Origin of the sequence: Streptococcus humanilactis, from assembly GCF_019448275.1 — a bacterium.
Classification (GTDB): domain Bacteria; phylum Bacillota; class Bacilli; order Lactobacillales; family Streptococcaceae; genus Streptococcus; species Streptococcus humanilactis.
This window is the reverse complement of sequence record NZ_JAHXBZ010000001.1, coordinates 636,519-651,566: the sequence shown is the minus strand read 5'-3', so window position 1 is coordinate 651,566 and position 15,048 is coordinate 636,519. Positions and strand designations below refer to the sequence as shown.

The following is a 15,048-nucleotide window of genomic DNA, read 5'->3' as shown; positions in this document are numbered from 1 at the left end:
ATAAGGATTTTTTATCATAGACATAAAATTTCTGAAATTTCCAAACAAAATATTTGAAAAGTTTTGAAAAAAGAGTTAAGATATTTTTGTAATATACAAAGTAAACGCTTACTTATTAAGGAGGGCATTTTATGTCATACAAAACAAGCAATGCAGAAGGCCATGTAGATTTCATCAATACCTATGATTTGGAGCCAATGGCGCAACAAGTTATTCCTAAAGCAGCCTTTGGCTATATCGCTAGTGGGGCGGAAGATACTTTCACTTTACGTGAGAATATTCGTGCCTTTAACCACAAGCTCATTGTTCCGCATACGCTTTGCAATGTAGAAAATCCAAGTACAGAGATTGAATTTGCAGGTGAAAAATTGTCTTCACCAATCATTATGGCGCCTGTTGCGGCTCATAAATTGGCAAATGAACAAGGTGAAGTGGCGACTGCGCGTGGTGTGCATGAGTTTGGGTCCCTCTATACAACCAGCTCTTACTCTACTGTCGATCTTCCAGAAATTACAGAAGCCCTTCAAGGGACACCTCACTGGTTCCAATTTTACTTTAGTAAAGATGACGGGATCAACCGCCACATCATGGACCGTGTGAAGGCTGAAGGTTATAAAGCGATTGTCTTGACGGCAGATGCTACTGTAGGGGGCAATCGTGAAGTAGATAAGCGTAATGGTTTTGTCTTTCCAGTTGGCATGCCGATTGTTGAAGAATACCTGCCAGAAGGTGCTGGAAAATCAATGGACTTTGTTTACAAATCAGCTAAACAACGCTTGTCTCCACGTGATGTAGAATTTATCGCTGAATACTCAGGACTTCCTGTTTATGTCAAGGGACCACAATGCCGTGAGGACGTTGAACGTTCGCTTGCTGCAGGTGCCTCTGGTATCTGGGTAACCAACCACGGTGGTCGCCAAATCGACGGTGGACCAGCTGCCTTCGACTCACTTCAAGAAGTAGCTGAAGCAGTTGACAAACGCGTACCAATCGTCTTTGACTCAGGTATTCGTCGTGGTCAACACGTCTTTAAAGCCTTGGCTTCAGGAGCAGACTTGGTAGCTATTGGTCGCCCTGTTATCTATGGCTTGGCTCTCGGTGGTAGTGTCGGTGTACGCCAAGTCTTTGAACATTTGAATGCGGAATTGAAGACAGTCATGCAGTTGTCTGGAACTCAGACCATTGAAGATGTCAAACACTTCAAACTCCGTCACAACCCATACAACCCAACCTTCCCAGTTGACCCTCGTGACTTAAAATTGTATTGATAAAACAGCTTGCCTCCACTTGATGTGGAGGTTTTTGCTTGTGTTTTATACTCTTCAAAAATCTCTTCAACCCCCTTGGATTATATCTGTGACTGAAACCTCAAAGCAGTGCTTTGAACAGCCTGTGCCTAGCTTTCTAGTTTGCTCTTTGATTTTTATTGAGTATTAATCAATTTTGTAATGAAGATTAAAAAAAGAAAAAGATTCGATTTTTATAGTTGACAAATGTAGATTTTAAGGGTATACTGATAATTGTAATTGACAAATGTAGATTTTGGAGGTGTGCTAATGCAGATTTCAGATGCAGAATGGCAGGTCATGAAGATTATTTGGATGCAGGGTGAACAGACCAGTACGGATTTGATCAGGGTTTTGGCAGAGCGGTTCGACTGGTCCAAGTCAACCATTCAAACTCTTTTGGCTCGTTTGGTTGAGAAAGAGTGTCTGACAAGGAAAAAAGAAGGCAAGTTCTTTGTCTATTCAGCCCTTTTAACTTTGGATCAAAGTCGGGATTTACTTGTCCAAGATATCAAGGACAAGGTTTGTTCTCGTAGGATTAAGAACTTGTTGGCTGATTTGATTGCTGAATGTGATTTTACTCAGGCTGACTTGGAAGACTTGGAAGCTGTGATTTCTGAGAAGAAATCAAGCGCTGTAACAAAAGTAAAATGTAATTGTATGTAAAGGAGACGTCATGTTAAATAGTATTGTAACCATTATTTGTATTGCCCTTATCGCATTTATCTTGTTTTGGTTTTTCAAAAAGCCTGAAAAATCTGGACAAAAGGCCCAGCAAAAAAAGGGCTACCAAGAGATTCGAGTGGAAGTCATGGGGGGCTATACGCCTGAGTTGATTATCCTCAAGAAATCAGTGCCAGCCCGCATTGTCTTTGACCGCAAGGATCCTTCACCATGTTTGGACCAAATTGTTTTTCCAGATTTTGGTGTACATGCGGACCTGCCAATGGGGGAAGAGTATATAGTGGAAATCACGCCTGAGCAGGCTGGAGAGTATGGTTTCTCTTGTGGCATGAATATGATGCACGGTAAGATGATTGTAGAATAGGAGAATGATATGACAGAAATTGTGAAAGCAAGCCTAGAAAATGGCATTCAAAAAATCCATATTACAGCTGAGAAAGGCTATCATCCAGCCCATATCCAGCTTCAAAAGGGAATTCCAGCTGAGATTACCTTTCATCGTGCTACACCTTCAAACTGTTATAAGGAAATTCTTTTTGAAGAAGAAGGCATCTTAGAACAAATCGGCGTAGACGAAGAGAAAACAATTCGTTTTACACCTCAAGAATTAGGCCAACATGAATTTTCTTGTGGTATGAAGATGCAAAAGGGAAGTTATACAGTTGTTGAGAAGACTCGAAAATCTCTATCACTTTTACAGCGTTTTTGGATTACTAGTATCTTTACTGTGCCTCTTGTGATCCTCATGATTGGGATGTCGACAGGAGGAATTAGTCACCAAGTCATGCGTTGGGGCACCTTTTTAGCCACAACACCGATTATGCTAGTAGCAGGTGGTCCTTATATCCAAAGTGCTTGGGCTAGTTTTAAAAAGCACAATGCCAACATGGATACCTTGGTTGCTCTGGGAACCCTAGTGGCCTATTTCTATAGCTTAGTTGCCCTCTTCGCTGGCCTCCCCGTTTACTTTGAAAGTGCTGCCTTTATTTTCTTCTTCGTTCTTATGGGGGCAGTTTTTGAGGAGAAAATGCGGAAAAATACTTCCCAAGCTGTGGAGAAATTACTTGACTTGCAGGCTAAAACTGCAGAAGTCTTGCGTGAGGATAACTATGTTCAAGTCCCTTTGGAGCAAGTCAAGGTAGGTGACCTGATTCGAGTGCGTCCCGGTGAAAAGATTGCGGTTGATGGTGTCGTAGTAGAAGGTATCTCTAGTATTGATGAGTCTATGGTGACAGGTGAGAGTCTGCCTGTGGACAAGACAGTTGGAGATACCGTCATTGGTTCAACCATCAATAATAGTGGAACACTTGTTTTTAGAGCAGAAAAAGTTGGTTCAGAGACTGTTTTGGCTCAGATTGTGGATTTTGTGAAGAAAGCTCAGACAAGTCGTGCGCCGATTCAGGACTTGACGGATAAAATTTCAGGGATTTTTGTCCCAGCAGTTGTCATTTTAGGGATTGTGACCTTTTGGGTTTGGTTCGTCTTGCTCAGGGATAGTGTAGTCGTGCTTGGAGCGAGCTTTGTGTCTTCGCTTCTCTATGGAGTAGCAGTTCTGATTATTGCCTGCCCTTGTGCATTGGGACTTGCAACACCGACAGCCCTTATGGTGGGGACAGGTCGCAGTGCCAAGATGGGAGTTCTCCTCAAAAATGGAACGGTTCTACAGGAAATCCAGAAAGTCCAAACTATCGTCTTTGATAAGACCGGGACTTTGACGGAAGGGAAACCTGTGGTCACAGATATCATCGGCGACGAAGTAGAAGTGCTTGGATTGGCAGCTTCCTTGGAAGAAGCTTCTCAACACCCACTGGCTGAAGCCGTTGTGAAACGAGCGAGTGAAGCTGGACTTGAGTTTCACACTGTGGAAAATTTCCAAGCCTTGCACGGAAAAGGTGTCTCAGGGCAAATCAATGGAAAACAAGTTTTGCTTGGAAATGCTAAAATGCTGGATGGCATGGATATTTCTAGCATTTATCAAGAAAAACTAGAACAACTGGAAAAAGAAGCTAAGACAGTTGTGTTCTTGGCTGTTGACAATGAAATCAAAGGCTTGCTTGCTCTGCAAGATATTCCTAAGGAAAATGCTAAGCTTGCCATCAGTCAGTTGAAAAAACGAGGTCTTAAAACAGTCATGCTGACAGGAGACAATGCAGGTGTGGCGCGTGCTATTGCAGATCAGATTGGAATCGAAGAGGTCATTGCAGGTGTCTTACCAGAAGAAAAAGCCCATGAAATCCATAAACTACAAGCGACTGAAAAAGTAGCCTTTGTTGGTGATGGTATCAATGACGCTCCTGCCCTCAGTGTAGCAGATGTGGGGATTGCTATGGGAGCTGGAACAGATATTGCCATCGAGTCAGCAGATTTGGTGTTGACAACTAATAACCTCCTAGGAGTGGTTCGTGCCTTTGACATGAGTAAGAAAACCTTTAATCGAATTCTGCTCAACCTTTTCTGGGCCTTTATCTACAATGTAGCCGGAATTCCGATTGCAGCAGGAGTCTTTTCAGGTGTTGGACTGGCTCTCAACCCAGAACTGGCAGGTCTAGCTATGGCCTTTAGTTCTGTATCCGTTCTGACTAGTTCACTCTTACTAAACTTTAGTAAAATAGACTAAAAGCGGGCTTGCTCGCTTTTTATACTCTTCGAAAATCTCTTCAAACCACGTCAGCTTTATCTGCAACCTCAAAGCTGTGCTTTGATCAACCTGCGACTAGCTTTCTAGTTTGCTCTTTGATTTTCATTGAGTATTATAAAACAGAAGTTAAAAACGTTTTCAAACTGTACTGTAATAGAGAATAAAAACTTCTGAGCAGATTCTTAGTAAAGTCAAAATAAATGTGATAAATTAGTATTGTAAAAATTTACTGAAACGTTTTCAAAAACTATATGAAACCTTTTTTAGTAGATTTAAAAATATTTGAAGGAGAGTTATCATTATGACTCAAGGGAAAATTACTGCATCTGCAGCAATGCTTAATGTATTGAAAACATGGGGCGTAGACACAATCTACGGTATCCCATCAGGAACACTCAGCTCATTGATGGATGCTTTGGCTGAAGACAAAGATATCCGCTTCTTGCAAGTTCGTCACGAAGAAACAGGTGCTCTTGCAGCGGTTATGCAAGCTAAATTCGGCGGCTCAATCGGGGTTGCAGTTGGTTCAGGTGGTCCAGGTGCGACTCACTTGATTAACGGTGTTTACGATGCAGCTATGGATAACACTCCATTCCTAGCAATCCTTGGATCACGTCCAGTTAACGAACTCAACATGGATGCTTTCCAAGAATTGAACCAAAACCCAATGTACAACGGTATCGCTGTATACAACAAACGTGTAGCTTACGCTGAGCAATTGCCAAAAGTAATCGACGAAGCTTGCCGTGCTGCAGTTTCTAAAAAAGGTCCAGCTGTTGTTGAAATCCCAGTAAACTTCGGTTTCCAAGAAATCGACGAAAATTCATACTACGGTTCAGGTTCATACGAACGTTCATTCATCGCTCCTGCTTTGAACGAAGTTGAAATCGACAAAGCTGTTGAAATCTTGAACAATGCTGAACGTCCAGTTATCTATGCTGGTTACGGTGGTGTTAAAGCTGGTGAAGTGATTACTGAATTGTCACGTAAAATCAAAGCACCAATCATCACAACTGGTAAAAACTTTGAAGCCTTTGAATGGAACTATGAAGGTTTGACAGGTTCTGCTTACCGTGTTGGTTGGAAGCCAGCCAACGAAGTGGTCTTTGAAGCAGACACAGTTCTTTTCCTTGGTTCAAACTTCCCATTTGCTGAAGTTTACCAAGCATTCAAGAATACTGAAAAATTCATCCAAGTGGATATCGACCCTTACAAACTTGGTAAACGTCATGCCCTAGACGCTTCAATCCTTGGTGATGCAGGTCAAGCAGCTAAAGCTATCCTTGACAAAGTGAACCCAGTTGAATCTACTCCATGGTGGCGTGCAAACGTTAAGAACAACCAAAACTGGCGTGATTACATGAACAAAATCGAAGGTAAAACTGAGGGTGAATTGCAATTGTATCAAGTTTACAATGCAATCAACAAACATGCTGATCAAGACGCTATCTACTCAATCGACGTAGGTGACACTACTCAAACATCTACTCGTCACCTTCACATGACACCTAAGAACATGTGGCGTACATCTCCACTCTTTGCGACAATGGGTATTGCCCTTCCTGGTGGTATCGCTGCTAAGAAAGACAATCCAGATCGCCAAGTATGGAACATCATGGGTGACGGTGCATTCAACATGTGCTACCCAGACGTTATCACAAACGTTCAATACGACCTTCCAGTTATCAACGTTGTCTTCTCAAATGGTAAATATGCCTTCATCAAGGACAAATACGAAGACACAAACAAACACTTGTTTGGTTGTGACTTCCCTAATGCTGACTATGCGAAAATCGCTGAAGCTCAAGGTGCTGTAGGATTTACAGTTGACCGTATCGAAGACATCGATGCAGTTGTTGCAGAAGCTGTTAAACTCAACAAAGAAGGTAAAACTGTTGTGATCGATGCTCGCATCACTCCACACCGTCCACTTCCAGTAGAAGTACTTGAATTGGATCCAAAACTTCACTCAGAAGAAGCAATCAAAGACTTCAAGGAAAAATACGAAGCAGAAGAACTCGTACCATTCCGCCTCTTCTTGGAAGAAGAAGGATTGCAATCACGCGCAATTAAATAATTCCTTCGTGGAACTTAAAAAGATCGGAGCAATCCGGTCTTTTTATGGAGGATAGTAAATGAATTTAAATCAATTAGATATTATCGTTTCAGATGTTCCCCAAGTCTGTGCTGACTTGGAGCGTATTTTGGATAAAAAGCCCGATTATGTTGATGACAGTTTTGCTCAGTTTACGATTGGCAGTCACTGTCTGATGTTGTCCCAAAATCATTTGATTCCTTTGGAAGATTTTCAGTCAGGAATCATTCTTCATATCGAGGTTGAGGATGTAGACCAGAATTACCAACGGTTGAAAGAACTTGGTATCCAGGTTTTAAACGGACCAACTGTAACCGATTGGGGAACAGAGTCCTTATTAGTTAAAGGGCCTGCTGGTCTAGTGATTGATTTTTATCGTATGAAGTAGGTAATTCTATTATCAAATTTTTTATCTAAACATTCTTGGAGTGAAACTTAAAAAGATCGGAGCAATTCGATCTTTTTTGTATTTATGCGACTTTCAGTCCGTCTCGCTCCGTTAGGTGCGAGACAAAAAACCACCCGTTTTCACGGGTGGTTATGATTTCTACACTTATTGTTTGGCTTCCTGTTTTAATTGTTGCACCTGTTCCTCGTACTGGACAAGCTCCCTGTCTTTTATATTGATAGTCGCTTCTGCTTCAGCAATGCGGCTTCTCAGATCTTGAGTCTTGTTATGGTGATAGCTAATACCAATAGCACTACCAGCAATGATCCCGATTACTAGACAAGTAAAAATCACCAAAATCAAGGGAGCAGATAGTTGTGTAAAGACAAGACTGACAGTTACTGTTTGACGATTGAGTAGACCAAATGAGATCACAATGACTAATAAGCTCAAACCGCCAATTAGATAAGCCTTATCTTTCAGTGACAATTCATTAAATTTTTTTAGCATAAGTTCCTTTTCTCCTGACTATGTTGATAGAAAACTACACACCATTTAGGTATTAACAAAATTCATTTTACTAGAAAATTTCGATACTGTCAATAATTTCTAACGGCTTATTTACCATCAATCAATCGATTCATTGAAAAGGAGTATTCATTTTCTAATATTTGATTGAGTAAACAGAACGGAGCAATTCGGTCTTTTTTCTGTTCCCTCTTTCTTATAACAAGATTGTGATAGTTTATATCTTTATAACAAAAGTTTTAAAGACTTGATTGTTTTGAAAGAATATTTTAAAATAAGATTCAGTAAAAATGAAAGAGGTTTTGAAAATGTCTGAAAAACAAATGAAAATTTTAGGTTGGGTAGCGACCTTTATGTCTGTTATGATGTATGTGTCTTACTTCCCACAAATCATGAACAATCTGGCTGGTCAAAAAGGAAATTTCATCCAGCCCTTGGTTGCTGCCATCAACTGTAGTCTCTGGGTTTACTACGGTCTTTTCAAAAAAGAAAGAGATATCCCCCTTGCAGCAGCTAATGCACCAGGTATTATTTTTGGCCTAGTGACGGTTATTACAGCTTTGATTTAAAAGGAACAGAGGAGACTAGTTTTCAGTCTTCTTTTTTGTTTCAGGGGAGGCTATTTACTTTTTCTAGAGGATAATTTTTTAAAAAACAATCTGATAAACTTAAATAGTAGAATAGTATCAGTATGTCACAGTATTTTATAAGAAAAGGTTTACAGAATAAGTTATAATATAAGTAAATGAACAAGCAAATAAGAAAGTGAGTAGAGTTATGACCGAAAAACTGACTTTTCCGGATGGTTTCTTGTGGGGCGGAGCGACAGCTGCCAACCAGTGTGAGGGTGCTTATAATTTAGAAGGTCGTGGATTGGCCAACGTGGATGTGGTACCCATTGGATCAGACCGTGAAGCCATTATCACAGGTCATAAAAAGATGTTTTCGTTTGAGGAGGGTTATTTTTACCCAGCCAAAGAAGCCATTGATATGTACCATCATTACAAGGAAGATATTGCTCTTTTTGCAGAGATGGGTTTTAAGACTTATCGTCTATCCATTGCTTGGACTCGGATTTTTCCTAAGGGCGACGAAACCGAGCCAAATGAAGCTGGTCTAGCCTTTTATGAGGATTTGTTTAAGGAATGTCATAAGTATGGAATCCAACCTCTGGTAACCATTACTCATTTCGACTGTCCTATGCACTTGATTGAAGAATACGGTGGTTGGCGCAATCGTCGGATGTTAGACTTCTATGAAAAACTTTGTCGCACACTCTTTACCCGCTATAAGGGTTTGGTCAAATATTGGCTTACCTTTAACGAAATCAACATGATTCTCCATGCCCCCTTTATGGGAGCTGGGCTCTATTTTGAAGAAGGAGAAAATCAAGAACAGGTTAAATATCAGGCTGCCCACCATGAGCTAGTAGCTTCAGCCATGGCGACTAAGCTTGCCCACGAAATTGACCCAGAAAACAAGGTGGGATGTATGTTGGCAGCAGGGCAATACTATCCTAACACAGCCCATCCGAGAGACTACTGGGCAGCCATGAAGGAAGATCGCAAGAGTTACTTCTTCATTGACGTTCAAGCGCGTGGGGAATACCCAAACTATGCCAAGAAGCAGTGGGAACGTGAGGGGATTGAGATTCAAATGACGGCAGAAGATTTGATTTTGTTGAAGAACAATACTGTTGACTTTGTTTCCTTCTCTTACTATGCAAGTCGAGTAGCGTCAGGTGATCCAGAAGTTAAAGAATTAACAGCTGGAAATGTTTTTGCCTCTCTCAAAAATCCCTATCTAGAATCCTCAGAATGGGGGTGGCAGATTGACCCGCTTGGTCTTCGTATCACCCTCAATGCCATCTGGGATCGTTACCAAAAACCTATGTTCATTGTAGAAAATGGACTCGGTGCTATGGATACACCGGATGAAAATGGTTATGTAGCAGATGACTATCGGATTGCTTACTTAGAGGCTCATATCAAAGCTATGCGAGATGCCATTTACCAAGATGGAGTTGACTTGCTTGGTTATACGACTTGGGGCTGTATCGATCTGGTTTCGGCTGGAACAGGCGAAATGAACAAGCGCTATGGCTTTATCTATGTGGATCGAGATAATGCAGGAAATGGGACTCTCAAACGTAGCAAGAAGAAGTCCTTCTATTGGTACAAGGATGTCATTGCCAGCAATGGTGCAAGCATTGAGTAGAGCACATTTGTTCACTATTTTTATAAAATCTTCTCCCTACTTTATATAATAGGAAAAAGAGTTCAATTAGATGGAGCTTTTTGCTATAATGAGGGGAGAAAAATCAGACAGGAGATCGACATGTCAGAACCATTATTTTTACAATCAGTTATGCAAGAAAAAATTTGGGGTGGAACCAAGCTACGTGATGAGTTTGGTTATGACATCCCAAGTGAAAAAATAGGTGAATACTGGGCCATCTCAGCTCATCCAAATGGAGTTTCAAAGGTGGCAAATGGTCGTTACGAGGGAACAGACCTAGCTACTTTATATGCAGAACACCGTGAATTGTTTGGCAATCGTCCAGAACCTGTATTTCCGCTTTTGACCAAAATCCTCGATGCCAACGACTGGCTCAGCGTTCAAGTTCATCCAGACGATGCTTACGGACTCGAGCATGAAGGCGAACTTGGAAAAACAGAATGCTGGTACATCATCGCTGCGGATGAAGGTTCAGAGATTATCTACGGTCACAATGCCAAGTCAAAAGAAGAACTTCGCCAGCAAATCGAGGACAAGAATTGGGATGCCTTGTTGACAAAAGTACCAGTTAAAGCTGGAGATTTCTTCTATGTGCCAAGTGGCACCATGCATGCTATCGGTGCAGGTATTTTAATCCTTGAAACACAACAATCTAGTGACACCACCTATCGCGTCTATGACTTTGACCGTAAGGATGATAATGGTAACTTGCGTGAACTTCACCTTGAAAAATCCATTGATGTCTTGAACATTGGCGAGCCAGCAAATAGCCGTCCTGTAACTGTCAAAGCTGATGATTTATGCTCAACTCTCCTTGTATCCAATGATTTCTTTACAGTTTACAAGTGGGAAATTACTGGAAAAGTTGATTTTGAGAAGACAGCTGATTACACCTTATTCAGTGTCTTAGCCGGTCAAGGTCAGCTAACTGTTGACGGAAAAAACTATCCAATCCAAAAAGGCAGCCACTTTATCCTACCAAGTGATGTTGAAGCTTGGACTCTGGAAGGGCAAGGTTTGGAAGTGATTGTTAGTCATCCATAAAAAAGAAAGGGCCTGAGTTCATTACTCAAGTCCTTTTTGATTACATAAATTGGGCGATAAAGACCACGATGATGATGATTGGAATGATGAAACGAAGAAGGAAGAGCCAGACTTGGAACAGTCCCTGTTTCCATGCTGTTTCATCAAGATGCAGTTCCTCCATTGCAAGAGCCTTTTTAAAGATATAGCCTGTAAAAAGTGAAAGGCAGAGAGCTCCAAATGGCATGAGGAGATTGGAAACCAAGAAGTCCATAGCATCAAAGAAGGTCTTCCCAAAGATGTGAACATCCGCCATGACACCGTAAGATAGGGCTGAGGGAATGCCAAAGACAAAGGTCAAAATTCCTAAAATAACACTCCATTTAGCACGCTTGCTGTTGTCCTGATTGGTGATATTGCCCACATTGATTTCCAGCATAACGACGGAAGAAGTGACCGTCGCAAAGAGGAAGAGCAAGAGGAAGAGGATGTAGAAAATGGTTCCAAAAGGCATCTTGTCAAAGAGTTGAGGCAAGACGATAAAGAGCAAGCTCGGTCCCCCTTCAGACTGGATATTGAAGGCTGACATAGCAGGGAAAATGGCGAGACCTGCCATGATGGACACCGAGATGTTCATTGCTACGATAGAAATTCCTGATTGGACTAGATTGGTTTTCTTATCCAAATAAGAAGCATAGGTCAGCATGGCTGTAACCCCTAGTGAGAGGGCAAAGAAAGATTGTCCCAGAGCATAGAGGAGACCAGCACTGGTCAGTTTTGAAAAGTCTGGTTTGAGGAAGTAAAGAACTCCTTCCATGGCATTTGGCAAACTGAGAGAGCGCCCAATGATGACAACAAAGATGATAAAGAGCAGGGGCATCATGACCTTAGAAGCTCTTTCAATCCCTTTTTGAACCCCACGTGATACAATAAAGATATTCAATAGAATAAAGGCAGCTTGAGCTCCTAGGGCAATGGCTGGATTTGAAATGATGGAAGTAAATAACTGAGCATAATCCCCCGTTCCACCAATTTGGAACAATTTTCCAAACTCAATGCCTAGATAAACCAGAATCCATCCCCCAATAACACTGTAGAAAGATAAGAGGATAAAGAGGGCAAAGGCACCAATCCAACCGATAAAGTTGTACTTACTATTCTTGCCGAGTTTTCCAAAGGTTTTGATTGCTGAAACACCAGCACTTCGGCCGAGAGCAAATTCAGCCAGTAAAAGAGGGAAACCGATTAAAATAGTGGAAACGAGAAAGACCAGTAAAAAGCCTCCTCCACCGTTAGCAGCAGTCATATAGGGGAATTTCCAAACGGCACCAAGTCCGATGGCTGAACCAGCAGATGCTAGGATGAAGCCTAGTTTAGAACCCCATTGCGATTTTTCAGACATAGTTAAACTCCTAAAATTAGTGTTACAAAAGAAAAAGCTACTGCCCTTGGCAAATAGCCTCATAAGTACTCAAAATGAGCGTTTCTTTTGATTGATAGACTTGACTATCCTATCATGTTTTCTAAGGTCTGTCAAGAAAACCATTTTCATGTTATGATAAAGTAAAAAAATTTCGCAAAAATGCTTGACTCTGACCTAAGGGGAGGGGTTATACTATCAATGTAAGGAGGAAATCATGTACCATATAAAAGAAGCTGCCCAGCTATCGGGCGTATCTGTCAAAACCCTACACCACTACGATAAGATAGGACTTTTAGTTCCTTTAAAGTCGGAAAACGGCTATCGAACCTATAGTCAGGAGGATTTGGAACGCCTTCAGGTTATTCTTTATTACAAATATCTAGGTTTTTCTTTAGAAAAGATAGCAGAGCTATTAAAGGAAGAAAGGACAGATTTATTGTCTCATTTGACCAGACAGTTGGACTATTTGACTCGAGAAAGGGAACATCTGGATACCTTGATTTCAACCTTGCAAAAAACCATTCAAGAACAAAAAGGAGAAAGAGAAATGAGCATTCAAGAGAAATTTGCTGGATTTAACTACCAAGACCATCAAAAATACCACCACGAGGCGGTAGAGAAATATGGACAAGAAGTCATGGACCAAGCGCTGGAGCGCCAGAAAGGTCACGAAGACGAGGCTACAGCTGCCTTCAACCAAGTTTTTCAAGCTTTGGCACAAAATCTTCAAGCTGGTCTTCCTGTAACAGCAACCGAAAATCAAGAAGAAGCCGCTAAACTCTTGCAAGCCATCCGGACTTATGGATTCGACTGTACTATTGAAGTATTCGGTCATATCGGTAAAGGCTACGTCTACAACCCAGAATTTAAGGAAAACATTGACAAATTTGGACCTGGAACAGCCCAGTACACATCAGATGTGATTGCTCACTATGTCCAAACTCAGACAAAATAAAATCGGAGGAGCATTCTTCCGATTTTTACTAAATTCAAGCACTACTTGCTTAATAATTTTTCTACTACATTTAGTTTTCGCATTGTCAAATCTACATTAAAAAGCTTTTCAAGATAGTTAGTATTGAGCTTTTTTTGTTTTGCAGTTCTAGGGAGATAGAGGTAGAGACAGTGGTTACCGATACAAATTTCTTCTTCACCGTAATCAATTTTCAATTTTTCTAAAGGGAGACTTTGAATAGATTCTTGATAAAAAATCACGTGTACACGGTCATAAAGATAGTGTTCTCCAAACGGGTTTTCTTGGACAATTTTTTTAAAATCACTTTTGTTCTTGATTACCATTTTTAAGTCAGCACCAATATTTTCATTTATTAGAGTATGAACCTGTTCTCGTATTTTTTCTAAATCTAAGTCACTTTCAAGAATGATATTCCCACTTTGAATATAGGTTCGAACTTGTTGAAAACCAGCTTCTGTCAAGATATCTACTAGATAAGACATTTTAGGGATAGCATTTTTTCCATTAGGAGTAACTCCCCTTAACAAGATAATATGTTCCAAAGGACTTCCTTTCTTTTGGGGCTGATTTAGCCATTGAATAATTTAGATTTAGATTGGGTTTGATCCTGCCACCCAGCCAGTGCAGAGGGCAGAAGTGATGTTAAAGCCACCTGTGTGGGCGTTGATATCCAGTACCTCACCAGCAAAGTGGAGTCCAGGTACCAGCTTACTTTCCAGAGTTTTAGGATTGATTTCCTTGAGACTGACGCCACCCTTGGTAACAAATGACTTGGCAAGAGACATTTTACCAGTTACAGGAATTTTAAGTCCCTTGATAGACTGGAGAAGTTGTTCTCGTTCCTTTTCAGTCAGTTGTTTGACTTTGTCAGGATAGCCTTGCACAAAAAATTCTGCCAAGCGTTCTGGCAACAAGGTTCTTAAAGCGTTTTTCAAGGATTTTTCCCGATTTTCTTCTAGAAATGCAGCCAAGTCTTTCTCGGAAAGTTGAGGTAAAACATCTAGCGAGAGAACCTCCCCACCCTTGACAAAACTTGACATACGCAGGGCAGCAGGGCCTGATAAACCAAAGTGGGTAAAGAGCAAATCATGAGTGATGACATGCTTACCATAGCTTAGGGTCACATCGTCCAGCGAAATACCCTGCAAGACCTTGTGTGGAAAATCTGTCAACAAAGGACTTTCAGCGGCCTCAAGCTCGGTAATGGTGTGTTTAAAATGACGGGCAATCTCATGACCAAAGCCAGTCGAACCAGTAGAAGGATAGGATTTACCACCTGTTGTGACAATCAGTTTATCACAAGTGAAGGTTTGATCTGTGGATTTAAGGACAAAGTGATTTTCTACCTTTTTAACCGAAACAATTTCGGTTTGAGTAGCAACTTGGCCACCTAACTCAGTGATTTTCTTTTCCAAGGCTTCGATAATGGTACGAGATTTGTCGCTGGCCGGAAAGACGCGTCCGTGGTCTTCGACCTTAAGTTTAACACCATTTTCAGTAAAAAAGTTGATGATATCATGGTTATCAAATTGGGAGAATACACTATAAAGAAAGCGTCCGTTCCCAGGGATTCCAGCTAGTAGGTCGTCTAGAGTTCCGTTGTTAGTGACATTGCAACGGCCACCACCAGTGCCAGATAATTTTTTTCCAAGTTTCCGATTTTTTTCGATGAGGAGGGTTTTCTGTCCATAAAAGCTACTGGAAATCGTAGCCATCATGCCAGCAGGTCCTCCACCGATGACAATAGTATCAAAATGTTTCATAGCTCT

14 protein-coding genes are annotated in these 15,048 nt (G+C 41.1%); 10 read left to right on the top strand and 4 right to left on the bottom strand.

Annotated features, from left to right (window positions below; genetic code table 11):
- Positions 1-131: 131 nt before the first annotated feature.
- From lctO to KV696_RS03065, 6 genes are all read left to right on the top strand, one after another.
- The gene (gene lctO, locus KV696_RS03090; RefSeq protein ID WP_000120723.1) at positions 132-1,268 is read left to right on the top strand and encodes an L-lactate oxidase; all 1,137 of its coding nucleotides are present in this window, start codon (positions 132-134) and stop codon (positions 1,266-1,268) included.
- Positions 1,269-1,556: 288 nt separating this feature from the next.
- Positions 1,557-1,952, top strand: coding sequence for a CopY/TcrY family copper transport repressor (locus tag KV696_RS03085; RefSeq protein WP_001167198.1), 396 nt, complete (start codon positions 1,557-1,559; stop codon positions 1,950-1,952).
- A gap of 10 nt (positions 1,953-1,962) precedes the next feature.
- The gene (locus tag KV696_RS03080; protein WP_000935054.1) at positions 1,963-2,334 is read left to right on the top strand and encodes a cupredoxin domain-containing protein; all 372 of its coding nucleotides are present in this window, start codon (positions 1,963-1,965) and stop codon (positions 2,332-2,334) included.
- Between the two features lie 9 nt (positions 2,335-2,343).
- Positions 2,344-4,587, top strand: a complete 2,244-nt coding sequence (locus KV696_RS03075; protein ID WP_219966821.1) for a heavy metal translocating P-type ATPase — start codon at positions 2,344-2,346, stop codon at positions 4,585-4,587.
- A gap of 322 nt (positions 4,588-4,909) precedes the next feature.
- Positions 4,910-6,685, top strand: a complete 1,776-nt coding sequence (gene spxB / locus KV696_RS03070; protein WP_000191819.1) for a pyruvate oxidase — start codon at positions 4,910-4,912, stop codon at positions 6,683-6,685.
- A gap of 58 nt (positions 6,686-6,743) precedes the next feature.
- Positions 6,744-7,091: a VOC family protein gene (locus tag KV696_RS03065; RefSeq protein ID WP_001052638.1), complete on the top strand. Its 348-nt coding sequence runs from the start codon at positions 6,744-6,746 to the stop codon at positions 7,089-7,091.
- A gap of 165 nt (positions 7,092-7,256) precedes the next feature.
- Here the strand turns inward: KV696_RS03065 and KV696_RS03060 are convergent, their stop codons facing one another.
- Entirely contained in the window at positions 7,257-7,601 is a 345-nt protein-coding gene (locus KV696_RS03060; RefSeq protein ID WP_000913393.1) for a lipopolysaccharide assembly protein LapA domain-containing protein, read from the bottom strand.
- A gap of 326 nt (positions 7,602-7,927) precedes the next feature.
- Between KV696_RS03060 and KV696_RS03055 the strand changes: the two genes are divergently transcribed.
- From KV696_RS03055 to manA, 3 genes are all read left to right on the top strand, one after another.
- Complete coding sequence (locus tag KV696_RS03055; RefSeq protein ID WP_001291472.1) at positions 7,928-8,188, top strand: SemiSWEET family transporter; 261 nt, start codon at positions 7,928-7,930, stop codon at positions 8,186-8,188.
- Positions 8,189-8,396: 208 nt separating this feature from the next.
- Positions 8,397-9,836 carry a 6-phospho-beta-glucosidase gene (locus KV696_RS03050; protein ID WP_219966820.1) on the top strand — a complete coding sequence of 480 codons (1,440 nt, stop codon included), beginning with the start codon at positions 8,397-8,399 and terminating at the stop codon, positions 9,834-9,836.
- A 120-nt stretch (positions 9,837-9,956) separates the two neighbouring features.
- On the top strand, positions 9,957-10,901 hold the full coding sequence (gene manA / locus KV696_RS03045; RefSeq protein WP_219966819.1) for a mannose-6-phosphate isomerase, class I: 945 nt from the start codon (positions 9,957-9,959) through the stop codon (positions 10,899-10,901).
- A gap of 40 nt (positions 10,902-10,941) precedes the next feature.
- Here manA and KV696_RS03040 read toward each other — a convergent pair whose 3' ends face one another.
- Positions 10,942-12,282: a sodium-dependent transporter gene (locus KV696_RS03040; protein WP_219966818.1), complete on the bottom strand. Its 1,341-nt coding sequence runs from the start codon at positions 12,280-12,282 to the stop codon at positions 10,942-10,944.
- A 235-nt stretch (positions 12,283-12,517) separates the two neighbouring features.
- Here KV696_RS03040 and KV696_RS03035 point away from each other — a divergent pair, with 235 nt between their 5' ends.
- The gene (locus tag KV696_RS03035) at positions 12,518-13,258 is read left to right on the top strand and encodes a MerR family transcriptional regulator (RefSeq protein WP_219966817.1); all 741 of its coding nucleotides are present in this window, start codon (positions 12,518-12,520) and stop codon (positions 13,256-13,258) included.
- Positions 13,259-13,299: 41 nt separating this feature from the next.
- Here the strand turns inward: KV696_RS03035 and KV696_RS03030 are convergent, their stop codons facing one another.
- Positions 13,300-13,821 (bottom strand): DUF1697 domain-containing protein, encoded by a 522-nt coding sequence (locus tag KV696_RS03030; RefSeq protein ID WP_153192561.1) that lies wholly within the window; start codon positions 13,819-13,821, stop codon positions 13,300-13,302.
- Positions 13,822-13,869: 48 nt separating this feature from the next.
- Entirely contained in the window at positions 13,870-15,042 is a 1,173-nt protein-coding gene (gene aao, locus KV696_RS03025; protein WP_219966816.1) for an aminoacetone oxidase, read from the bottom strand.
- Positions 15,043-15,048: the final 6 nt, after the last annotated feature.